Origin of the sequence: Pseudomonas sp. (genome assembly GCF_028293835.1) — a bacterium.
Taxonomy (GTDB): Bacteria; Pseudomonadota; Gammaproteobacteria; order Pseudomonadales; family Pseudomonadaceae; genus Aquipseudomonas.
In genome coordinates, this window is the sequence record NZ_JAQGNX010000002.1 from 1 (window position 1) to 22,319 (window position 22,319).

The 22,319-nt window shown below is 56.0% G+C and carries 18 protein-coding genes and 2 pseudogenes; 17 read left to right on the forward strand and 3 right to left on the reverse strand.

All coding sequences use genetic code 11. The features are described from left to right. Positions 1 to 691 (reverse strand): annotated as a pseudogene (locus JWR17_RS00320) (methyl-accepting chemotaxis protein); the annotation flags it as partial. Positions 692 to 891: 200 nt separating this feature from the next. Beyond that, complete coding sequence (locus tag JWR17_RS00325) at positions 892 to 2,106, reverse strand: low temperature requirement protein A (protein WP_299827189.1); 1,215 nt, start codon at positions 2,104 to 2,106, stop codon at positions 892 to 894. A gap of 165 nt (positions 2,107 to 2,271) precedes the next feature. On the opposite strand from JWR17_RS00325, the gene JWR17_RS00330 reads away from it, so the two are divergent. The 12 genes and pseudogenes from JWR17_RS00330 to JWR17_RS00385 all read left to right on the forward strand — a co-directional run bounded on the left by JWR17_RS00330 (position 2,272) and on the right by JWR17_RS00385 (position 14,673). After that, positions 2,272 to 3,588, forward strand: a complete 1,317-nt coding sequence (locus tag JWR17_RS00330) for an MFS transporter (protein ID WP_299827191.1) — start codon at positions 2,272 to 2,274, stop codon at positions 3,586 to 3,588. Between the two features lie 75 nt (positions 3,589 to 3,663). Further along, positions 3,664 to 4,917, forward strand: a complete 1,254-nt coding sequence (locus JWR17_RS00335; protein WP_299827193.1) for an RNA polymerase sigma factor — start codon at positions 3,664 to 3,666, stop codon at positions 4,915 to 4,917. A 159-nt stretch (positions 4,918 to 5,076) separates the two neighbouring features. Continuing rightward, positions 5,077 to 5,436 (forward strand): YciI family protein, encoded by a 360-nt coding sequence (locus tag JWR17_RS00340; protein ID WP_299827195.1) that lies wholly within the window; start codon positions 5,077 to 5,079, stop codon positions 5,434 to 5,436. 65 nt (positions 5,437 to 5,501) lie between these two features. Beyond that, positions 5,502 to 5,972, forward strand: coding sequence for a VOC family protein (locus JWR17_RS00345; protein ID WP_299827197.1), 471 nt, complete (start codon positions 5,502 to 5,504; stop codon positions 5,970 to 5,972). Between the two features lie 462 nt (positions 5,973 to 6,434). Further along, a pseudogene (locus tag JWR17_RS00350) lies at positions 6,435 to 6,661 on the forward strand (helix-turn-helix transcriptional regulator). Between the two features lie 143 nt (positions 6,662 to 6,804). Further along, positions 6,805 to 7,533 carry an ABC transporter ATP-binding protein gene (locus tag JWR17_RS00355; protein ID WP_299827199.1) on the forward strand — a complete coding sequence of 243 codons (729 nt, stop codon included), beginning with the start codon at positions 6,805 to 6,807 and terminating at the stop codon, positions 7,531 to 7,533. Beyond that, complete coding sequence (locus JWR17_RS00360; RefSeq protein ID WP_299827201.1) at positions 7,514 to 8,728, forward strand: ABC transporter permease; 1,215 nt, start codon at positions 7,514 to 7,516, stop codon at positions 8,726 to 8,728. The genes JWR17_RS00355 and JWR17_RS00360 overlap by 20 nt, the downstream gene beginning before the upstream one ends. Positions 8,729 to 8,780: 52 nt before the next feature. Continuing rightward, positions 8,781 to 9,506, forward strand: coding sequence for a hypothetical protein (locus JWR17_RS00365; RefSeq protein ID WP_299827203.1), 726 nt, complete (start codon positions 8,781 to 8,783; stop codon positions 9,504 to 9,506). Further along, on the forward strand, positions 9,499 to 10,974 hold the full coding sequence (locus tag JWR17_RS00370) for a TolC family protein (protein ID WP_299827205.1): 1,476 nt from the start codon (positions 9,499 to 9,501) through the stop codon (positions 10,972 to 10,974). Before JWR17_RS00365 ends, JWR17_RS00370 begins: the two co-directional genes overlap by 8 nt. Next, the gene (locus tag JWR17_RS00375; RefSeq protein ID WP_299827207.1) at positions 10,967 to 12,223 is read left to right on the forward strand and encodes an HlyD family efflux transporter periplasmic adaptor subunit; all 1,257 of its coding nucleotides are present in this window, start codon (positions 10,967 to 10,969) and stop codon (positions 12,221 to 12,223) included. The genes JWR17_RS00370 and JWR17_RS00375 overlap by 8 nt, the downstream gene beginning before the upstream one ends. A gap of 608 nt (positions 12,224 to 12,831) precedes the next feature. Beyond that, on the forward strand, positions 12,832 to 13,731 hold the full coding sequence (locus tag JWR17_RS00380; protein WP_299827209.1) for a hypothetical protein: 900 nt from the start codon (positions 12,832 to 12,834) through the stop codon (positions 13,729 to 13,731). Positions 13,732 to 13,800: 69 nt separating this feature from the next. Continuing rightward, the gene (locus tag JWR17_RS00385) at positions 13,801 to 14,673 is read left to right on the forward strand and encodes a hypothetical protein (RefSeq protein ID WP_299827210.1); all 873 of its coding nucleotides are present in this window, start codon (positions 13,801 to 13,803) and stop codon (positions 14,671 to 14,673) included. An 83-nt stretch (positions 14,674 to 14,756) separates the two neighbouring features. Here the strand turns inward: JWR17_RS00385 and JWR17_RS00390 are convergent, their stop codons facing one another. Further along, positions 14,757 to 15,962, reverse strand: coding sequence for an MFS transporter (locus JWR17_RS00390; RefSeq protein WP_299827212.1), 1,206 nt, complete (start codon positions 15,960 to 15,962; stop codon positions 14,757 to 14,759). Between the two features lie 111 nt (positions 15,963 to 16,073). Here JWR17_RS00390 and JWR17_RS00395 point away from each other — a divergent pair, with 111 nt between their 5' ends. The 5 genes from JWR17_RS00395 to JWR17_RS00415 all read left to right on the forward strand — a co-directional run. After that, the gene (locus tag JWR17_RS00395) at positions 16,074 to 16,982 is read left to right on the forward strand and encodes a LysR family transcriptional regulator (protein WP_299827214.1); all 909 of its coding nucleotides are present in this window, start codon (positions 16,074 to 16,076) and stop codon (positions 16,980 to 16,982) included. 198 nt (positions 16,983 to 17,180) lie between these two features. Next, positions 17,181 to 18,860, forward strand: a complete 1,680-nt coding sequence (locus tag JWR17_RS00400; protein ID WP_299827215.1) for a methyl-accepting chemotaxis protein — start codon at positions 17,181 to 17,183, stop codon at positions 18,858 to 18,860. Positions 18,861 to 18,924: 64 nt separating this feature from the next. Further along, positions 18,925 to 20,139 (forward strand): hypothetical protein, encoded by a 1,215-nt coding sequence (locus JWR17_RS00405; RefSeq protein WP_299827217.1) that lies wholly within the window; start codon positions 18,925 to 18,927, stop codon positions 20,137 to 20,139. A gap of 472 nt (positions 20,140 to 20,611) precedes the next feature. Next, positions 20,612 to 21,205 carry a TerD family protein gene (locus tag JWR17_RS00410; protein ID WP_299827221.1) on the forward strand — a complete coding sequence of 198 codons (594 nt, stop codon included), beginning with the start codon at positions 20,612 to 20,614 and terminating at the stop codon, positions 21,203 to 21,205. Continuing rightward, the coding region (locus JWR17_RS00415) for a TerD family protein (protein WP_299827219.1) at positions 21,202 to 22,319 on the forward strand (1,118 nt) is incomplete at its 3' end. The genes JWR17_RS00410 and JWR17_RS00415, both read left to right, overlap by 4 nt.

Consider the following 22,319-nt stretch of genomic DNA (forward strand, 5'->3'; position numbering starts at 1 on the left):
CGAAGCGTGAGCGAGAGAGGGCAATACCTGGCTGTACCGTGCGATCAAACGAGGCCTTGACCATGAACAGGTAATTATCCCCTGACTCAGGGTAAATATGGCCCGCTTCCCGCTGGATCAAATCCCCTAGAACGTCGTTCGGCACACGTGCGCACAGACAACCTATGACTTTGTTGTTGAGCCGTAGCGGTTGATAAAACATCAGCGTGACTTCGTCGTGGAAACGCGACGATGACGGACCGATCTTAAGTGTCAGTGGGTCGGAGTAGGGGCCGTGCAAAAACGGCGCCTTCAGACCTTCGGCCAACGCGAGGGGATTAAGGTCTTTGCTTTGGCAGTGCGCTGGCCACGTCGAGGCAAGCACCCGGCCGTGGATATCGACCACGAACAACTCGGACATGTCCGATGCCTGATTGAGCTTTTCGGTAAGTATCGTGCTGTCTATCTGACTGAGATCGCCCGGCAGGTTGCTGCCCAGTTCGCCTAGGTGATCCCAATATTCCTGCGCCCAGTGTTGCAGCAGTTTGACGCGGGTTTGGGCGATGGACTCAAAGGTCTGTTCAATGACCGGATACAGCGTTTTGTTTAATCGGCATGAGCGACGCATTGCCATTTTTCCGGTTTTACCAAACCAGGGGAGCCACCGCTTTTCGGCGTCGGATAATTGCATTGATTCACTGCGCAAGGTCATGCCGTGCTCCTGTTACATCGGCCTGGAAGATACCGTGCCAACGCAAGAACTACGCCAGAGTGTTACAGAAATGTTACCGAGCCCGGTTTTTGGTAGTGGGCTAACGATATTTATGACGCTTTATCAAAAGTAAATGTCGTATTTCGCCCTATTAGTGTGCGCTTTGTGTAGTAGCGAGGTCTGATAACGGGCGTTATCAATCATTTGGGCAGCTCTTGTCCCAACGCTTGAGTGGTCCCGGTCTGCGCCACTTTGCGCAAGGCCACGCTTTCCCACGTCGCGACCACCAGCAGGATACCGGTGGTTAATGAGCCCAATACCAGGGGCGAAAACACCTGGGCAAAGGCGAAGGGCGCGAGAGCGACCAATAGCAACAAACCGATCAGATGGGACAGGGGCAAGATGATGCGCTCGGCGGTGACCATCTTGAACAACGCGGTGCCGAGCAAATACAGCGTGGGGCCAGCGAGAATGGCGCAGATACCGGGAGTTGTGGTGTGATCGGGATGCGTCAGCACCAGCTCATCGGCCACCGCACTGACGATGATTCCGGCGATGATCAAAATGTGCAGATAAGTGTAAGCCATGCGCGCTTCACGGCCGGGGTCGTCGGAATGGGCGATGCGGTGGTGGGCGCGCTCGGCACCGCTGTCGAAATACACCCACCACATGGCTACGCTGCCGAGCACCGCCGCCAGAAGCGCGATGACTGTATCAAGCGCCAGGTCCAGTTGGGCAAAGGTCGCGCCAGTCACAAGTAATGACTCGCCCAGCGCAATGATTACGAATAACGCGCAGCGCTCGGCCATGTGACTGCCTTCGATGTCCCAGTCGGCCAGACTAGAGCGGCCCAACCCCGGTACCCAGAAGAAAACCGCCGGTGAAACCAGTTCGATCATCAGCGCCACCGCCCAGAGTCCTTCGCGTAAACCGTCCTCAGCCAGCCCGCCACCGATCCAGAACGCCCCGGCGGATAACAGCCATACCAGGATGCGTTGGAAGTTCCGGGTCATGCTGATCTGTTCACGCCGTACTGCCCAGATCGCGAACACGGTTCGCCCCACCTGCATCGTTACGTAGGCAAAGGCGAACATCGCGCCGCGATGGGTAAAGGCATCAGGAATCGACACCGACAACAGCAAACCGGCCAGCAGCAGTGCAACCAGCGCCAGGCGCACGGGTATGCGTTCCGGGTCGAGCCAGTTGGTAATCCATGAGGTGAAAATCCATACCCACCAGACTGCCAACAACAGCATCGTCACGTGCACCGCGCCCTGGAGGGTGAGGTTGGCCAACAATGAGTGGGACAGTTGGGTCACGGCAAACACAAATACCAGATCGAAAAACAACTCGATCATGCCAACCTTGCCGCTGTCATGGCTGCCACGACTGCGTAGTAGAGAACAAGCGCTCATGGGGTGGAACCCGGCAATTGGTCAGCGAATGGTAATCAGCAGACCCGGCCCCAAGACAGTTGGTTCAGCGGTTCCAGGTCCCGGACGATCCAGCTTTGCTATGCTTCGCGCCTTATGTTGGGCGATCCGCCCTTTGGCAGTTTAAACACGCAATCCGGATTATTAATGACAGCCACACATGAACGCCGCACCCAGCCGCTGTCTCAGGCTGACTACAAGACCTTGGGCCTTGCGGCGCTCGGTGGCGCGCTGGAAATCTATGACTTCATTATCTTCGTGTTCTTTGCGCTGACCCTGAGCCAATTATTTTTCCCGCCTGAAATGCCCCAGTGGCTGCGTTTATTGCAGAGCTTCGGCATCTTCGTGACCGGCTATCTGGCACGGCCATTGGGCGGGATTTTGATGGCGCACTTCGCCGATCGGCTGGGCCGCAAACGGGTGTTCAGCCTCAGCATTCTGCTGATGGCGTTGCCGTGCCTGCTGATTGGGATAATGCCGACCTATGCCCAGATTGGCTATTGGGCGCCGCTGATCCTATTGGCGTTTCGAATCCTCCAAGGCGCAGCGGTAGGCGGTGAAGTGCCGAGCGCTTGGGTATTCGTCGCGGAACACGCGCCGCCGGGCCATCGTGGTTATGCGCTGGGCGTATTGCAAGCGGGGCTGACCTTTGGCTATCTACTGGGCGCACTGGTCGCAACCTGGCTGGCACGGGTCTACAGTCCTGGGGAAATTCTTGATTTCGCCTGGCGCATCCCCTTTCTGCTGGGTGGTGTGTTTGGTGTCGTCGGCGTGTGGTTGCGCCGTTGGCTGAGTGAAACGCCCGTGTTCATGGCGTTGCAGGCGCAACGTGACGCGCTGGGTGAATTTCCATTGCGCGCCGTATTACGCGAACATCGTCAGGCGCTATTACCTGCAGTATTGCTGACCTGCGTACTGACCTCGGCGGTGGTGGTGCTGGTGGTGATAACGCCCACGGTCATGCAGCAACGCTTTGGCATGAGCGCCAGTTATACGTTTGCCTTAAGCGCCGTAGGCATTGTCTTTCTCAACATCGGCTGCGTGCTGGCGGGTTTACTGGTCGACCGTCTGGGTGCGTGGCGCGGTGTCATCGTTTACAGCCTGTTACTGCCGTTGGGCATCGGCGTGTTATATGCCAGCCTGATTGGCGACTGGCTTGCGCCGGGACTGGCTTATGCCATCGCGGGGTTGGCCTGCGGCATCGTAGGAGTCGTGCCGTCAGTGATGGTCGGATTGTTTCCGGTTGAAATCCGTGTATCGGGTATTTCCTTCACCTACAACATTGCCTATGCGCTTTGGGCCAGTACCACGCCGTTGATGCTGATTGCGTTGATGCCTTGGAGTCCTTGGGTCTGTGTGGGTTATTGCGCGGTGATGGGCGGGGTTGGCCTGGCCACGGCGGCATTTTTTGGCTTGAAACGCGGCATGGTCGTCGACAGTGCAGTCGCCAGGTCGCCGCACTGATCAATGGGGCTTGCTCAGCGTTCGTCGGACGAGGGGGGCTAAGCTTCTGGATTTGAACGGTAGCGAGGTGCCGGCATGAAAACTGACACTTGCCTGTCAGTACACCGCCAGGTTGAGACCATCTTCCGCGAGCAATCGCGTCGAGTGTTGGCCACGCTGATTCGCCTGCTTGGCAACTTTGAGCTGGCTGAAGAGGCGCTGCAAGACGCTTTTATCGTGGCCGTTGAACAGTGGCCGCAGACCGGCGTTCCCGACCATCCCCGGGCGTGGCTGATCTCTGTCGGACGCTTCAAAGCCATCGACAGCCTGCGGCGCAGGGCGCGCTTTAATACGTCGTTAAATGAATTGGCTCTATCGTTGGAAGGGCAGATGCATGCCGACCCCGCTGATCAAGACAGCCTAGGGGACGACCGGCTGCGGTTGATTTTCATCTGTTGCCATCCCGCCTTGACCGCAGACGCCCAGGTGGCCCTGACCTTGCGCGAGGTCTGTGACCTGTCTACCGAAGAAATCGCTCGGGCATTTTTGATCACCCCGTCCACCGTGGCCCAGCGAATAGTGCGTGCCAAGAGCAAGATCCGCGACGCTCATATCCCCTACGAAGTGCCGTCTCACGCCGAATTGCCCGAACGCCTGGAGGCGGTGCTACGCGTGGTGTATCTGGTGTTCAACGAAGGCTACTTCGCCACTTCCGGTGATGAGTTGACGCGGGGCGATCTGTCCAGCGAAGCCCTGCGACTGGGACGTTTGTTGGTCGACCTGTTGCCAGAAGCTGAAGTATCAGGTTTGTTGGCGCTGATGTTATTGATCGAGTCACGACGGCCAGCAAGGCTGTCCAGCAATGGCGAGCCGGTGCTGCTCGATCAGCAGGATCGAGGCCTGTGGGACCGAGATATGATCAGCGAGGGCGAAGCGCTGGTCGAAAAGGCGCTGCGTTCAGGCCGCTTTGGCGTCTACAGCGTACAAGCCGCCATCGCCGCAGTACACGCCGAAGCCCCCACCGCCGCCGACACCGACTGGCAACAAATTGTCGGCTTATACGACGTGTTGTCCGGCCTTACGGGTTCGCCGGTGGTGGCGCTCAATCGAGCGGTGGCGGTAGCAATGCTTCAAGGACCGGACGCCGGATTGAAGTTAGTCGATGGGTTGCTGGACGCCGGGGAGCTGCAGGGTTACCACTTGGCGTGGTCAGCAAAAGCCGATCTATGCCGACGCCTGGGACGCATAGACGAAGCCCGTGTTGCTTACAGCAAAGCCATCGCGCTCTCGCAACAACGCGTAGACCGCCAGTTTCTCGAACGCTGTATGAGTGAGCTGGATGCAGGGTGAGGACAACGACAAACCTTACCCTCCCTAACGATTCCGCCCGGTCTGTCTGGGCCACCACCGGTCAGAATCCTTAATACCTCGCTTTCCGCTGTCGATCTTCCACCCCGGCAAACGACCATTCTCGTAAGCGGGCATTTGGCCCCCGCGATGGAGACCGTGATGAAGTACTTGTGCTTGATCTACAGCAACGAACAAACCCTGCACTCACACCCGGACAGCCCGCGCGATGACGAGTGTCTGGCCTATTCGCAGTCGTTGGAACAAAGCGGTCGGATGTTGGCTGCCGAGCCGTTGGAATCAGTCCAGACCGCCACCACGGTGCGCATGCGCAACGGCAAAGTGACGATCACTGACGGCCCCTTCGCTGAGACAAAGGAGCAATTGGCTGGCTTCTATCTGGTCGAGGCGCGGGACTTGAACGATGCATTGAGCATCGCGGCGAACATCCCGGCAGCACGGGTCGGCAGCGTCGAGGTGCGCCCGGTGCGTCAATTGAATCTGCAACAACAGGCGAGCTAGCGCGTTTTCGCTGAATTGATCGTCTTTCATAAACCGTGCATTTACCTTGAGAACAGGAGAATGACATGAGCGTCAAGGCAATCCCGGAAGGCTTCCATAGCCTGACCGTCTACATGGGCGTCAAAGACGCCTCCAAGGCCATCGAGTTCTATAAGCAAGCGTTTGGTGCTGTGGAAAACTTCCGCCTCAATGGCCCGGATGGCCGAGTAGGGCATGCTGAAATCCAGATCGGCGATTCGAAAGTCATGCTCTGCGATCCTTGCGATCAAGGCGGTTTTACCAGCGCTGACCCCAACGGCACGACGTCGTTTGGAATGCACCTGTATGTGCCCGACGTGGACGCGCAGTTCAAGCGTGCTATCGACGCCGGAGCGAAAGTGTCCAGAGAGGTGCAGGATCAGTTTTATGGCGACCGCACTGGCACATTACGCGATCCGTTTGGCCATCTGTGGTTCATCGCGACGCATATAGAAGACCTGACGCCCGACCAGATCGGCAAACGCGCCGAAGCGGCTTTCAAACAGACGCCATCCTGACGTCTTCGACCCCCGCACGTTGCCGCCTGGCCCAGTGTGCAACGTGCGATGGGGTTCGGCTTGATCTCGTCCAAATTGTAAGCGACCACAAAGATGCTGTTTCGTTACACGGTTAATTGTAACAACTGATTGTAATTATCATTCGCGAAGTTTATTGTGCCGCCCGTCTATACAACCACTGTCGAACCAATTTTATCTGCATTAGGCGGGGTGAAATTATGCGCCTGCAGTATTAACGTTGAGGTTTAGCTTTATGAGTCTTACAAAAATATCTGCGTTTGTTGTAGGAAGTTTCTCAGAATCAATTTGAACATATTGTCAGAGAGCGGCGCATGGGTGATGGTTGAAAAATCGGACTAAATAAAGTGATGTCATTGCCGATCAAATGAAGGACTGCAAAAAATAGCATGTAGGACTATTCCTACATGCTGGTTTTATATCGATAAGAATAAGGTTGAATTTATGCGGGTGACACGGAGGGAGCGCGATGTTTTGGCGCTTTTATTGCGCGGCAATACCAATAAGCAGATCGCTGAAGCTCTTAATATAAGCGGGTATACCGCGCGCGATCACGTTTCCTCACTGCTTAAAAAAAGCGGAGTAAAAACCCGTGCCGCGTTGATGGCGCAGTTTATGGCCAAACAGAAAGCACGCTGACTACACCCCCTACATCTGTAGGATTGTGCTGACGGTTGGTTGCTCATACTATTAATACATAACGTGTTACGTTTCGTGAAAATGCAACTCCGACGCGGTGATTGCCAGTCGTGGCTGAACTGTTCCTATGATTTCGTCTGGCACTAACGTGTCAATGGCTGTGCAGAGTAAAGTAATGAATAGTGCCGAACGCATAAGTTTATCGCCGAGGTTACTTGAGCTGAATAACGTCAGTCACAGTTATCGTCGGGGGCAGCAGATTACCCCTGTGCTCAAAACCATTAGTCTTCTCATTGAGCGAGGCCAAACGTGCGCGCTGGTAGGCGTGTCCGGCTCAGGCAAAAGTACGTTGTTAAACATGCTGGGTTTACTTGAACAGCCCACTGTGGGGCGGCTTGTATTTAACGGGCAAGACACGCAAACCGCGAGTGCTGATCAACTGGCCAATCTGCGCAACCGTGACATCGGTTTTGTCTTTCAAGCGTTCAACCTGCTGCCCCGGCTAAGCATCATCGATAACGTGGCCTTGCCGCTGAGTTATCGCGGCGTGTCCCGTCGGGAAGCCAGGGTGTCTGCGCAAGCACAACTGGCATTGGTCGGGCTTGCTGATCGAGGCAGTTGCCGACCTGCCGATCTGTCCGGAGGCCAGCGTCAGCGGGTGGCAATCGCCCGCGCATTGGTGGGGCGACCGACTCTGATACTGGCTGATGAGCCCACCGGCAACCTCGACAGCCAAACCGCCGCAGGCATCATGACGCTGTTGCTGGGGCTCAATCATGACCACGGAGTTACGTTGGTGATGGTGACCCACGATGGCCAATTGGCGAAACGCTTCGACCGGCAGATTCAGGTGATCGACGGTCGGTTGCATGAGGAGGGCGCCCATGAGCGGGTTTGGGTTTGAGGCGCTGCCTTCGCCGTCGCGGCTACACATGTTCATTGAGTCCATGGAGAGCTTGCGTGCGTTGGGCCGTCGATCCTTGCTGGCGCTGCTGGGCATTGTCGTGGGCAGCGCCTCGATCATCGCGTTGCTCAACATCGGCCGTAATGCCGCCGAAGACGCCATGCGTACATTCAAAGACATGGGCACCGACACCTTGGTGGTCAGTTTCCCGTTCTCCGTACAAAGAAAAACGCCGCTGCCTTTAACGCTGGACGTGGAGCTGATCCATCGAGATGTGCCAGGTATCGCCCATGTCGCGCCAATTTCCCAGCACTCGGTCCGGCTCAAGCGCGGCGTGGTACCGACCGACGCGAGCCTGATAGGCACCAGCACCGGGCTCGCCGCCATCATGGGTTTGCAACTGCGCGCCGGGCGTTTTATTTCAAGGTTCGATCAACACAGCACGCATGTTGTGGTCGGTGCGCGGGTTGCAGACGACCTCCAGGAAAATGGCTCGCCGTTGCGCTTGGGCGACTCGCTGCAAATCGATCACTACCTTTATCAAGTCATTGGCATCGCACGCGCCCAAGCGGCCAACCCACTGATGCCGGTCATCGCGGATGACTCGATTTTTGTCCCTCTTCAAGGCCTGCAACGCCTTCGCCCTTCAGCCGAGATCGGCAGCGTGCTGGCAAAGGTCCGCGCCGAGGCCGATCTACCCACCACTGCCGAGGCGCTAAAAGCCCTTATCAGCGGGCAGCTCGGCGGTCGTGAAGTGGAGGTGCAAATCCCGCAACAACTGCTTGAGGGGCTAAAGCGTCAGGCACAAACCTTCGCCTGGCTGCTCGCTGGGCTTGGCGGTATTTCCTTGCTGGTAGGCGGGGTGGGAGTGATGAACGTGATGCTGATGAACGTTACCGAACGACGTCGCGAGATCGGTGTGCGCATGGCATTGGGCGCACGTCCGCGTGATATCTGCACGCTGTTTTTACTCGAAGCCACCACGCTGTCTGTTGCCGGTGCGCTGCTTGGCGCGCTGTTGGGCGTCGCGGTGGCATATGTATTCACCTTGTTTTCCGGCTGGCAATTCAGCCTTGCGCTGTCCTCGTTGCCCCTGGGCATTGGCAGTTCTTTATTGATTGGTTTGTTTTTTGGGCTGTACCCCGCGATTTCGGCGTCCCGGTTATCGCCGGTCGTAGCGCTGCGGGATGAATGAATACAAAAACACAGACCCGGAAGTCTTCGTTAATAACAACTGGAGTAACCTCGTGACTGTTTACAATTTTACTGGTGATGTGATTGCTGCGGATCCGCAGCAAACTAACCCGGTCACCCTCGGTGAATCATTACCGCTCAATTGTTCGCAGCTGGCGGCACAACAGGCGCTGCTGTCGAAAAAAGAATTACTGAAGTTGCACACTGACCTTGTGGGTCCGTCGGGATTATTCGCTCGGTTTTCAATCCAAGTGGCTGAGCAGGGTCGACAAGCGCCCAGTCTGCAATTGTCGCCCGACACTGAACATGCGATGTCGTTGATGCTGACAGACCAGGCAATTGAATATGCATTGGCTCGGCATCATCGTCGGTCCTACGCCGAAAATCCTTTCGCCGGGTTCCCAAGAAGCGCGCTGTGCTGCGTCGTGTATGACGAATCACCGCGCACGAATCTCGCGGAGCGCTATGCGGCGAACGAGGAATTGCGAGCCTTGGACAGTCGCTACTTCATCAAGCTCATTGCAACCACCCACAACACGGTGGAGCGTCGTTTGGTGTTTCGTGGGTTGCTCGAACATTTCGACGCGTTAATGCCGATTGAACAAAGCATCTACCAGGACGGTTATCGGGATGTCCAACAGGCTTATCTAGAGCGCGAAGAAAAACTATATGGCGTGCTGACGTTGACCAGGCCCTTAAGCGAGCTGTTCGCTGAACACACCCCGGAAAGTTTATTGGCCAGGGTGGGAGCATGCGAACGAAAACGTACTGATGATTAAGGCGTTGGCGCAAGCGTTTCCGTTGGCGGCGCTTCTGAGTACAGACAGCGTGAACGGAGCGATCCAGGAACTCGCTTCGCAACCGAGCATGGCGTTCGTTAATGCGCTGTCCGTTTCTGCATCAACGGTAGAACTGACGCTGACGGACGCGGTGTACCTCGGGTTGCGGGATAACCGCGATATTCGCAGTGCATACCTGATGCGTATTGCCGAGAAGTTTTCCTTGCGCGTTGCGCAAAATGCCTTCTCGCCGCAGTCGAAGATCATCAGTAAACATCAGGCGAACCGTGGCAATGCTGACCGTCAGCGTGATCACAGCCTGACGCCTTCCATCTCGCTACTCAACCAATGGGGAACCCTTTCCAGCCTGTCATGGACCCAGCATATCAACCGCGCCCATCAAGGCGGGCATGGGCGAGATAACGGCGTGGTATTCGGGTTCATTCACCCTTTGCTTCGAGGGGCTGGTCGCGAGATTGTCACCGCGCCTTTGCGCTCCGCACGCCTGGATGAGGACAGCGCACGCTTGAAACTCAGGGCCAGGGTGTCGCAGACCGTTACCGAGATTATTTTGGCCTACCGCGAATTGCTCAAGGCCCAGGAACAGCAGCGTATTGCCCAGGCCGCACTGGCCCGCTATCGAGCGTTGTTGGAGGTCAACAAAGCCCTGATCACGGCCGGCCGCATGGCCGAGTTCGAAAGCGTGCAGACCGAGGCGGGGCTGGCCAGCCAAGAAATGAATGTTGTAGAAACGGCCAATCGGCTGGACCAGACCCGGCTGCGCTTGCTGCACTTGCTGGCGCTGGACCAAGGAACGCAACTCAGGGCCAGCGAAGTGCTCAAGGTCGAACGTTTCGAAATGGATCGGCAGCAGGCGTTGGGCGTGGCGTTGGCCCGACAGCCTAAGTATTTGCAGCAATTGATCGCTGGCGAACGGGCAGAGATAGCGGTGCGGCTCGCTGAGAATCAACGGTTGTGGGACGTTTCGCTGGTTGGCGGCGCAAGCCAGTCGCATAACCGTCCCGGCAGCGAACAGCAACGCTTCGGCAAACGCTGGGACAGCTACGCCGGTCTTCAACTGACCGTTCCGATTGGTGATTTAAACGCCCGGCATCGCGTGGTCCAAGCGCAGGTTTCGTCGCAAAATCTCGCCCTTGAGCAAGCCGAGGCACGGCAGACCCTTGAACAGAACGTCAACGACAGCGTGCGCGACATCAGCACCCATTGGCGTCAATACGAAATAGCCCAACGGGTTCAGCAGTTGTCGCAACGCAAACTCGACATAGAACGCGACAAGCTGCAATTGGGACGCTCCAGCAACTTTCAGGTGTTGAGCTTTGAGGACGATTTGCGGCAGGCGGAGAACGCCTCCCTTAACGCGCAGATCGAATACCTGAACGCCCTTACTCAGCTGGACGAGCGTCTAGGCATGACCTTGCAGAGCTGGGAGATCGCCCTTAATGATTAGCCGCTATCGATCTAAAAAAATGGTGGGGCTAGTCGGCGGTGTGCTGGTGAGCGCGCTGGGCTTTGTGGTCTACATCAGCGTCCAGCCAACGGCGGAAATATCCCGCCAGTGGCTGCCCATTAGCAGCGCACCTCTGGTGCAACGCCTGGGCGTGGCCGGAAGGATAGAACCGGGTTCGCTGCAAATCCTCACGGCACCGTTTGACGGCGTGGTGCAGGACAGGCCAGTGGCCGAGGGCCAGCGGGTGGAGCGCGGTCAACTCCTTATGCGAGTGGACACCGGATTGCTGCGAATCCAGTTACGAGACTCACTGGCAGAACTGCTTAAAGCCCGGCGCGCCGTGAGGGATTTGCAGGGCTGGGTTCACGGCCAGGAAATGGCCCGGGCACGGCGGGCCTTGAGCACGAGCCAATCGACGTTGGCTGACACTGAACGCAAACTCCATGAGACCAGCGTCTTGCTTGAACGCGGGATCGTGCCGCGCATGGAGGTCGATGCCCTAAAGCAGCAAGCGCAGATGCAGCGCCTGGAGCTGAAAGCTGCGCAGATTGAACTCAAGGAAGTCGGCGACAAAGCGCTGGGCGAACACCGACAGATCGCCGACATGCAACTGGCCAATGCCGAAGCCAAGTATCAGGCGCTGCTGGTACTGGAAGGGCAGCGAGATATCAACGCGCCCTTCGCTGGCGTCATCGTCCGCTTGCCCGGTAATCAAGCAGACGCAGCAGCCCGACCGGTGCAAAAAGGCGCCCGCATCAGCTCTGGTCAGCCGTTGTATGCCTTGGCGAGCCTGGAGCAACTTAACGTCGTGGCCAAAGTCGACGAAGGCGACATCAACCAACTGCGCGAAGGACAGCCAGTGGACATCACCGGCGACGGCTTCGGCGGCATTCTGCTCAATGGCAGCATCACCTCGGTCGGCTCCCAAGTGCTGCAATCCGAATTCCAGGGCAGCGGCGCTTCCTACTCACTGATCGTCACCCTTCCAACCCTGACCGTACCTCAACAACAACGCATCCGCCTGGGCATGAGTGCCCGACTGTCGATTATCACCTACCAAAACCCCGCGGCCATCGTCGTCCCGCCGGACGCAATCAACGACGACAGCGGCCAACACTTCGTCAACTACCGAACCACCCCCCACAGCCAAACACAACGGGTGAATGTCTCAACAGGTAACGCAACTTCTGAAGGCGTGGAAGTGTTTGGGTTACTACCCGGTTTTATCCTAACGGATAGTCACTATTGAGTTTAATTGCATGACGTCGATACAGTGGGAGTGGATGCAGTAGCAAGGTTGATATGATTGTTCTGTACGACACGTAAAGTAAACATATTTTGAAATCATCTGAAAGTGAGCATTTGCTATGAAGAGGCTATTGCCTGCGGTTTTGTTATGTGTATCGGTGGCTGGGGTGGCGGCTGAAAGGTCAGCATATAAGTCAATGACGCCTTACACAATTCTGTATCCGGGTGTCGTTGGGCATTCGCAGTTTATTCTTTCGTCATCCGACCTGCCAGGAAGAGGACTACTGTCGCCCCAATTACAGTCCATCAAGTGGAGAACAACAGCATTTCCCAATAGCACTGGCGAAAAAGTGGAGATCTGTTACGTGCGACCTGGCTCACGCACGCATACAGATTGTATCGACATAAGTAAAAATTCCTCAGGGACTGTTACAGAGTTCAACTCGTTCAGATTTGACGTCGGAAGCAGTGTCGTCATTCGCCATAGTGCAACGGGTGGTAAGAACAATAGCAAGCCGGCCGGGCAGGACTCCGTTATATATACCTATAGCTATTGATAAAAAGCCTCGGCCACTACAGCTGGCTGAGGCTGTTCAGGGAGAATGTACCATGCAAATTTCAGGGGCTGAGTTTATCTATGGCAAACTCGTCGAATCACCTTCTCCAGTGACGGAGCCGGACAAGCCGTTAAAGGATACGGACATTGAAAAAGCTCCATCGGTTAACCTCCACCCAACGGTCGCCTTCAGTGGAAAATCGTTACTGATGACACGAGTGTTTTTTTGTACGAAGCCTAACTACGAACCGCCGGTAATCACCGAACTTACGGACAACACTTATTCGATGTCGTGTGCGAACTTCTTGACCAAGGAGGATCGTGGATTGTTTGAAGATATGTACGAGTATGCTCAGGAGCAAGGGGCAGATCTTCGATACGTAGATGCTTTGGCGTTTTCGTTGGGCTATTACCGTCAAAGCGACAACCCGGCACATAAAATACCCCAGTCTATGGCGGGGCATCACACTCTGGAGGGCCGTAAAGTAGTTTATGCCTTTACCGAAAAGGACGCTGCGACGGCAAAACGAATTCTAAACAGCGAAGCGCTGAATACAACTCGCTTGAATGAGGGTTTTATCCGTTACACGCTGGATCAAGAGTATGGTGTGTTGGGTCATGGCGATTTCGCTTTCATGGAGAAGATGATCAATACATTTTCTGCGACAGATGATGGCGCACCCCTTGAGCGCAGATTCCACAACTTTGTGGATAACAGCAATGATTTTGTAAAGCATGTTGCGGAGGAAATAACGCTACATTCCGGAGGTAAGGATGAGCGCTCATCAGACGTACTCCTATCTGCTAAAAGTACGTTAACAGACGACGCTCGATCAGTTACTCCTGACACGTTAACGGTCCTCCTTCGCCGGGTTATCTTAAGTGCCATAAATCCAAATGGCATAAATGGTTTGCGTACCTTGGCGGATGTTATTGCGAGGCGAAACCGATGATGTTTTCTGCAACTGCAGAGAAAAAACTGTACTAACTATGCCGTCGTAACATGCCAAGAAGGATCTAACATGAGAATCACCGGCACCAATCCTTTTCCAGTAAATTCTACTCCCTATAGAAAGCTACCAACTGCTACTTCACCGGTTGAGTCAGTCTCTGCCAAGACACCAAAGCAAGCGGTTGTCATCAGCGGCGAAGCGTTAATGAAACAGCGACTGTTTCCTGGCTCGGATCCAAACACGAAGCTGCTAACGCCAGTCAAAGGTGCCAGTTCGCAACCTGTCGCGAGTTTTTTGACTCCCAGCGATAAGAGTTTATTGGCCCAGATGTACACATTTACCCAAGATCAAGGCGCCGATTTGCGTTATGCCGATGCCTTGGGCCTTCAGCTTGCCGACTACCGTGAAAGCGGACACGTGATCAAAAAAGAAAATCCAGGCCCATCGCTTGACAGCAATGGGCGAAAAATCTCGTACAGCTTTACGACCAAAGATGCAGCAATCGCCAAGCGCGTTTTATCCGGCGAGGCAATAAAAACAACCCAGTTGGATCAAGGGTTCATACGTTTCAAAATGGATAAAAAATACGGTGCGACTAACCATTCTGATTTTGAATTCATGGAAAAAATAGTTAATAAGTTCTCGGCTAAAGGTGGCGCGACGTCATTGGGATCGACGTTTTCCACCTATGCCGACAAGGACAAAAACTACATTCGGCATGCGTCTAAGGAGCGCTATGAAATTACGGCAAAGGGGGCCGAGCTTGTTGGCAAGGGATCAAAGAAAGGGAAAGGGAAAAGCGGAACAGCCCTGGATCCGAAATCAGCAACGCCCGCGACTCTAAAAGACATCCTTCGCCAGATCATCTTCCGGGCCATGGGTTCTGGCGGCAGAAACAGCCTGCCCAGCCTTGCCGATTACCTCATGCGAAATCGGCAATAGAGTGGATAGAAGTCTTCCGCTCGATCGCAGCCTTCGGCAGCTCCTGCCGCTTCTGTGTTTGCTTCGTGACAGCGTGCGTCGCTTTAACCAAGGCTGGATTTACTCAAGCGGGATGTGACTGCAACCATCATCAACGCCAGCACAGCGATAGCGGTTGCGACGTAGCCGATGGTGCCCAGCCCCCAGTGTTCGATGGTGAAACCGCCAACGATTGAGCCAACGCCAATCCCGGCGTTGGCGGCGGAGACGTTCAGGGTGCCGGCCAGTGCTTGGGCGTTGGGTGCGGCTTTCATGACGCGGATCTGGCAAATGGGGAACAGCGCCGTGTGGGCGATGCCCCACACTAGCAACACCACGCCAAGTAAGGGTAACGAGCCGGCTGCCGGAACGGTCGCGCTCATGCCCAAGCCCAGCATGAGTGCAAACACCAGGGTCGAGCCCAATGGACTGCGGTCAACGAAACGTCCGCCCAGCCAATTGCCGATCAAACCGACTGCACCGAAGCCCATCAACCACCAGCCGACTTGCGCTGACGAGACGCCCGCGATGCGTTCCAAGGTGTCGGCCAAGTAGGTGTAGGCGGTAAACATTGCGCTGAATAACAGGATCGACAGCAGCAGATGAGCGATAAAGGTAGGGTCGGCCAGAATCCTGGCCTGCTCCGCCAGTCGCACTTTCTGCGTCGCAGCGGTTTTCGGCATGTAGGCCCACAACAAGACGGCCATCAGCAGCGACATCACCGCCAAGCCCCAGAACGCGCCGCGCCAACCGACTGCTTCGGAAAACAGCGTGCCCAGTGGAATGCCAAACAACATGGCGGCAGAGATGCCCAGATAGATGCGTGATACGGCGCGCCCGGCGTGTTCCGGGCCGGCCAACATACCTGCGGTTTCACTGGCCGTGCCCCAAAACACCGGGAGCGCCAGGGCTGGGATAAACCGCGCCAAGGCGAGCACCCAAATGTTGCTGGACAGCGCGGCCAGCCCATTGGACGCGGCGAAGATCAGCAAAATGATAATGAACACACGCTTGCGGTCCAGGTGCGACAGCATCGCCGTCAATGGCGGCCCGCAGAGCATGACGGTGAAGGCGAACAGTGTGACCAGCAGCCCGGCGCTGGAGATGGAAATCTGCAGGTCGCGGGCCATGGACGGCAGCAGGCCGATGATCAGAAACTCGGTTGTGACGATGACGAACCCGGCCAGCGCAAGAATCAGGATAGCCAAGCCACTGCCTGTTCGGGCGCTGCTCAAGGCCGCAGGGGAGACGGTCGAATCTAAAGAAGACATGCCACATACTCAGCTTGGAAAGTGTCAACAGCCTATTAGAGAATCAGATTCTTATCGCTGGCCATTTTTCCGTACACTGCGGAATCCTATTCATCAATTGGCTGACATGTCATGTCCACCACCGAGCGCCTGAAAGGCATCGCCATGTTCGTCGCCGTCGCCAATGCCGGCAGCTTCACCGCAGCCGCGGAACGCTTGAACTTGAGCAGCTCGGCGGTGAGCAAAGGCATCGCCCGGCTAGAAGGTCGTCTCGGCGCGCGTTTGTTCGAACGCACGACCCGTAGTCTGGCGCTGACAGAGTCCGGGACGGCGTATTACAACGTCTGCACCCGGGTCATCGATGACCTGGAGGAAGCCGAAACAGCGTTGGCGGCGCAACGTGCGGAGCCTTCTGGGACGCTGCGTATCGATTTACCGGCGTCCTACGGGCGCCTGCATGTACTGCCGCAAATTTTAGCCTTCGTCGAACACCACCCGAAGCTGAGGGCGCATATCTCTTTTACTGACCGCTTTGTCGACCTGCTGGAGGAAGGCATCGACCTGACCGTTCGGATCGGCAGCGTGGACGTTTGGCCTGCATCGCTGAATCATCGCTGCCTTGGCACCGAGCGCGTGATCCGCTGTGCCTCGCCGGCTTACCTTGCGCAACGAGGCAGCCCTCAGAGCATTGAAGACCTGGCCGCCCATGCGTGTGTCCTGTATGGCAAAGCGGATGGCAGCATCAGCCCATGGTTTTTTGCCGACGGCGTCGGCAAGACCCAAGCGAGGCAGATTTCTGGCCGAATCGTTGTAGGAAATGCTGAGGCGTTGGTCTCGGCAGTGATGGCGGGCAGCGGCATTGCACAATTCGCTACGTGGCTTATCAAGGAGCAATTGCACAACGGTGAGTTGGTAGAGGTGCTGCCTGAGCTGGCCACCGAAGGGTTGACGCTGTACCTGGCGTGGCCGCGTAGCCGCGAAACGTTACCCAAAGTACAGGGATTGGTGGCGCTGCTGTCGACAGTATTGACCGTTAGTTAACGGTTCCTACAATTCTTTATTCAGCGGACTAGCGAATGATGGCTTATTGACATATTTGCTGGGTTTCATATCATTGACGTTGTTGTTTTCACCTGTCCAGTTTCCCACTTATTAAAACCGCACGGAGCGTCGTCTCGTTCATACAAGGCGGGGATAATTGTTCATCTAAAAGTTTTCCCTGACTGAGGCAATTGCCCCGTGGCACTTAATCTACGCAGTAAAGTCATTCTTCTGGCGATCATCCCCAGCCTGCTGCTGGCTGCTGTGATCAGTTGCATCACCTATGTGGTGTTGCAAAGGTTAGCGTCCGAAGAGATCGAGCAGACGCGTACGCTGCTGACCGAGGAACGCAAGGTGTCGCTCAAGCATTATCTGGAGATCGCCCAGGCGGCGATTCAACCGATATATGACGCGTCTCAACCCGGCGACCTTGAAGCGCGGGACAAGGCAGTAAAGATTCTTAAAACCTTGATTTACGACAAGCAGAGTTACTTCTACGGTTATAACTCGGCCAGTATCCGCGTGTTTTGGGCGGACAAAGACCTGGATATCGGCAAAAGCTTTCTCGACGCCCGGGACGCCAACGGCGTTTATGTTATTCGTGGGTTAGTCGAAGCGGGCAAGTCCGGCGCCCACTACTTCCGCTATGACTGGACGACCCCAGGCAGCGACAAGCCAGTGCCTAAGCTGGGGTACACGGTATTTCTGGATAAATGGGACCTGGTGTTCGGCACCCAGGTGAACCTCGATGACATCGCGATTCAGGTGCAGGCGATTGCCAGCGAACGCAGTGCGCGCCTCGGTTCATACACTGGATTTATTCTCGCCATCGCTGCGGTCTTGTTGCTGTTAGTCGCGGTGGCCGCTGTATTGCTGGGTAACAGCATCGTTAAACCGGTGCTCGCTATCAAAAAGAATCTGGACGATATTGCCGCCGGTGACGGTGACCTGACGCGTCGTCTGCCGGTGACCAGCGGCGATGAGCTGGGCGCGCTGGCGAACTCGTTCAACTTTTTCGTGGAAAAGATTCACGGCTTGGTCAGGCAGATTGCAGAAATGACCGGTCAGCTGACGTCATTGGTCGGCGACATGTCGTCCCAGGCACAACGGTCCGAACACGCCATGGGTCAGCAGCGACAAGAGACTGATCAGGTCGCCACAGCCATTCATGAAATGTCTGCGGCCGCTCAACAGGTGGCGATTAGCGCACAAGGGGCGTCGCAGGCCGCAAGAAAAACCAGCGATGTCGGTGCAGAAGCGAAAAACGTCGTGACTAAAAGCATTGAAAGTATCCACACCCTAATCGTTGATATTGGCCAAAGCAGTTCATCGCTGGATAACCTGCGTAACGACGTGCAGTCGATCGCCAGCGTGGTGGATGTGATTCGCTCGATCGCCGAACAGACCAATTTGCTGGCGCTAAACGCCGCCATTGAAGCTGCACGAGCGGGAGACGCTGGCCGTGGCTTCGCGGTTGTCGCTGACGAGGTACGTGCATTGGCCAGTCGCACGCAAAAAAGCACCCAGGAAATCAATGAAATGATCGGCTTGCTGCAAAAGGGCACGCTGGACGCGGTAGTTGCCATGGGCCGCTCCAGCGAAACGGGCAAAACCACTGGCGAGCTGGCCAACCGCGCAGGCCTATCGCTGGACGCCATTGGCACGTTGATCGAGACCATCAATGACATGAACGCGCAAATCGCCAGCGCATCAGAAGAGCAGACGGCGGTTGCCGAAGAGGTCAGCCGCAGTATGACCCAAATCGCCCAGGCGGCAGACGTCGTGGCGGACGATGCACAAAGCGGCGCGCAAACCTCAAGAAGCCTCACCGAACTGGGTAACCGTCTGGGTGGTCTGGTTCGTCAATTCAGGATTTGATGTTGCAGGGAGGGCGCGCCGGTAGCAACATCGGCCCCCTCAATCATTTCCAAAGGACCGCAGCATGCGCAAAGCGTTGTTTCGCTCAGCCAGTACGTCTCTGAAGCAAGCTTTTCTGGTCCTTTGCAGCCTCTCGCCACTGGCTGTTCATGCGGGCGAACCCCCCCAACTTTATACCGGCACCCTGGGCAAAATGCCTATCGTGCTGGAGTTGAACCTGGATGATTCCATGGAGGTCAGCGGGCGGTACTTTTATGAAAAGTACCACGCTGATCTGGCGCTTAGCGGCACACAGAAAGGCAAAGATCTGATACTCACGGAAGGCATGGACGACGACAGCGGCAAAAACTTGCCTGAAATAACCCTGCATCAAACCGCTCAGGCTGGCTGGCAAGGTGACTGGAAAGGGCCGGACGGGCAAACCCAGAAGATTGAGCTGACCGAGAAGCAGGTGCCACCTCCGACAGAAACTGCCGAACCAGGGTGGCAGGCTATCTACAGCAAATCCCCTTACGATTATTTGCGACTGCACTTTCTGCCGCTCCAGGCAGGCAGGGTACAGACATTCATGGGCTACACGCTGCAATGGTGGACCGAGCCGGAGTCCAAGCTCTCGCTGTTCGAAATCACTGCTGGCTACCCCCCGGAGCAAGGCGCGCGAATCAACCAGCAACTTCGCGCTCGGCTGTGGGATGAGGTGGTCAGCTATCACGCCTGCTTGCTCCAGGGCAGCCGTTTTGGCGCAGAGTTTCAGCAAACTATCACCCCGGAATTACTCTCGCCGGCCATCGTCAGCGTCAGCATTTTCACCCGCTATGATTGCGGCGGCGCGCACCCCGACTTCGGCGATACGCCGCTCAACCTCGACGCCAGCACCGGCAAACCGCTGTCCCTGGAAGATGTGCTGTGGGTGGGCGAGGGCAAGGCGTTCCACTACGAGGACCACGAAAGCAGCGATGATCAAGACCCGGCATCGGTCGGTTTTGACACCTTCTCCGAGTACCGCAGCACACAATTTGCGCCTTGGCTGGTGAGCCAACTGCAAAAATTTGCGCCTGACGGCATGAAAGAACCGACCGCTGAAGACGAAGAGACCTGCGACTTCAATGATCCGGAAATCTGGGATTTCCCCGCCTGGTACTTCAAACCCACTGGTCTTTACTTCGGCCCCTCATTTGCTCGAGTCATGCGCGCCTGCGAGAGCCCCGACTGGTCCGTGCTGCCCTACAGCGCAATAGCCCAGCACCCAGGCGCCGTGGCAGTGGAACTGCCGAAGTGAACGGGTAAACAAACAGGATCTTCAGTTGGCTCTTATCAAACAACGCATAACTGATTGACCTAAAGACAATCTGTAGGCGCTGCCGAAGGCTGCGATTCGACCGGGAACCGGTCGCCCGCGACCCCGGCCTTGCTCAGCCTTCGGCAGCTCCCGGAGGTTGTGTGTTTGCTGCGCGACAGCGCGGCGTCAGAGACGTGGCGGAACCTCCTACAGGCCTTCGGTCGTATGCCGCAACACTTTGAATAAGTCTTCTTCCTCAAATCCCCGCTTAAACACAGCTAAAACTCCGTAGTGAGTTGCCTACTTATTCCTCAGACAAATCCCACAATTTAAGAGGGCTTTGCCCGGCTCCGCTTTCGTTGGTTCGCTGAGAGAATTGCCGCCCCGGATTTGCAGTCCTGATTTTTTGCGTAGCGAAGCAGCTCAAACAGCGACCTTCGTACGGACAGTGATCAACAACAAGGAACGTAGCATGGCACTCACTTTGGCCAAGAACCAATCCATCTCCCTTGAAAAAACCGCAGGAAGCGACCTCAAGAACATCACCCTCGGGCTCGGTTGGGATCCCGCTAAACCCAGCGGTTTCTTTTCAAAAATATTGAGTGGAGGCAGCCAGGACATCGACCTGGACGCTTCGTGTATCGTGCTCGACGCCGACAAAAAACCTGTAGATCTGGTGTGGTTCCGTGCTCTTCAATCCACCAACGGAGCCATTAAACACTCGGGCGACAACCGTACCGGTGAAGGTGATGGCGATGACGAATCCATCACCGTAGACCTGCGAAAGCTGCCCCCTTTGGTGAATTACCTGGTGTTCACCGTGAATGCCTTCACGGGGCAGAATTTCGAAAAGATCGAAAACGCCACCTGCCGCATTCTGGATTCAGCAAGCGGTAAAGAATTGGCGCGCTTCAACCTTTCCGAGAAAGGCAAGCACACCGGCATCGTGATGGCGTATTTGAGCCGATCCGATTCAGGGTGGAATTTCACCACCCTTGGTGAAGCCACCAACGGCCGCACTGCAGATGACCTGGTCGCGCTGGCTATCCAGGCGCTGCGCACATGATCAGCCTCGTTCCAGGCGCCAACGCATCGGTGGAGACAGCACAGGTCACCGTGACGGTCAGCTATATACCGTTGCATGGCGGGAACATTGATATTTCAGCGTTCGTCCTCGCCAATAACGGCAAGGTCCGTGGCGATCAAGACATGTGTTTTTTCGGCCAGAAGCAGGTGTGCGGCGGGGCGGTTAAGATTGACGCTGCATCGGGTTGCACCACATTCACCTTGGACTTGAGCCGTCTGGAAGCAACCGTCGACAAGCTCGCCCTGACCGCCACGGTCCATGAAAACACAGCCAGCTTCAACAGCGTCTCGCATTTGTCGTTAGTGATAAGTAACGGCGTTGAAGCCGTGATTCCCACAACAGGGATGGCGGAAAATGCACTGATTCTGGGTGAGTTCTATCGTCGACAAGGTGCCTGGAAATTCCGCTGCGTAGCGCAAGGTTTCTCTGGCGGGCTTGAGCCACTGGCCAAACACTTCGGGGTTAATGTCGCGGCGCCTGCGGCTGATGCGGCATCTACGCAAGTGCCCGTTCCGCCAGCACCTCCAGCGCAATCAACGGTAAGCCTCAGCAAAATCACCCTGGACAAAACCCGCTCGACCATCAGCCTTGAAAAGACAAGTGCGGGTTTCGGCGAGATCAAGGTCAACCTCAATTGGAACAAGGCCGGCACAGGTAAACGGGGATTCTTCGGGTCGATGAAAAACGACGCGATTGATCTCGATGTCGGCTGTCTGTACGAACTCCAGACCGGCCAGAAAGGCGCCGTCCAGGCGCTGGGCAATGCCTTCGGCAGTCTTCAGGGTGAACCGTTTATTCAATTGATGGGCGATGACCGCAGCGGCTCGGTGAGCGACGGCGAATGGCTGCACATCAACGGAAAGCAGTGGCATCTGGTGAAACGCATTCTGGTCTTCGCGTTCATCTACGACGGCGCTCCCAATTGGAAGGAAACCGATGGCGTTGTCACGATTCACGTTCCGGGCCAACCCTCCATTGAAGTGAGGCTGAACGAGGAGGGCGGTCGCTATGGCATGTGTGCGATTGCCCTGCTTGAAAATGACAACGGCGCCGTGAAGGTCATTCACAGGGTCGATTTTCACAAAGGCCATTC

Coding starts and splice junctions, on each gene's coding strand:
- JWR17_RS00325 (WP_299827189.1), bottom strand. CDS start 2,106: ATGAGCGCTTGTTCTCTACTACGCAGTCGTGGCAGCCATGACAGCGGC.
- JWR17_RS00330 (WP_299827191.1), top strand. CDS start 2,272: ATGACAGCCACACATGAACGCCGCACCCAGCCGCTGTCTCAGGCTGAC.
- JWR17_RS00335 (WP_299827193.1), top strand. CDS start 3,664: ATGAAAACTGACACTTGCCTGTCAGTACACCGCCAGGTTGAGACCATC.
- JWR17_RS00340 (WP_299827195.1), top strand. CDS start 5,077: ATGAAGTACTTGTGCTTGATCTACAGCAACGAACAAACCCTGCACTCA.
- JWR17_RS00345 (WP_299827197.1), top strand. CDS start 5,502: ATGAGCGTCAAGGCAATCCCGGAAGGCTTCCATAGCCTGACCGTCTAC.
- JWR17_RS00355 (WP_299827199.1), top strand. CDS start 6,805: ATGAATAGTGCCGAACGCATAAGTTTATCGCCGAGGTTACTTGAGCTG.
- JWR17_RS00360 (WP_299827201.1), top strand. CDS start 7,514: ATGAGCGGGTTTGGGTTTGAGGCGCTGCCTTCGCCGTCGCGGCTACAC.
- JWR17_RS00370 (WP_299827205.1), top strand. CDS start 9,499: ATGATTAAGGCGTTGGCGCAAGCGTTTCCGTTGGCGGCGCTTCTGAGT.
- JWR17_RS00375 (WP_299827207.1), top strand. CDS start 10,967: ATGATTAGCCGCTATCGATCTAAAAAAATGGTGGGGCTAGTCGGCGGT.
- JWR17_RS00380 (WP_299827209.1), top strand. CDS start 12,832: ATGCAAATTTCAGGGGCTGAGTTTATCTATGGCAAACTCGTCGAATCA.
- JWR17_RS00385 (WP_299827210.1), top strand. CDS start 13,801: ATGAGAATCACCGGCACCAATCCTTTTCCAGTAAATTCTACTCCCTAT.
- JWR17_RS00390 (WP_299827212.1), bottom strand. CDS start 15,962: ATGTCTTCTTTAGATTCGACCGTCTCCCCTGCGGCCTTGAGCAGCGCC.
- JWR17_RS00395 (WP_299827214.1), top strand. CDS start 16,074: ATGTCCACCACCGAGCGCCTGAAAGGCATCGCCATGTTCGTCGCCGTC.
- JWR17_RS00405 (WP_299827217.1), top strand. CDS start 18,925: ATGCGCAAAGCGTTGTTTCGCTCAGCCAGTACGTCTCTGAAGCAAGCT.
- JWR17_RS00410 (WP_299827221.1), top strand. CDS start 20,612: ATGGCACTCACTTTGGCCAAGAACCAATCCATCTCCCTTGAAAAAACC.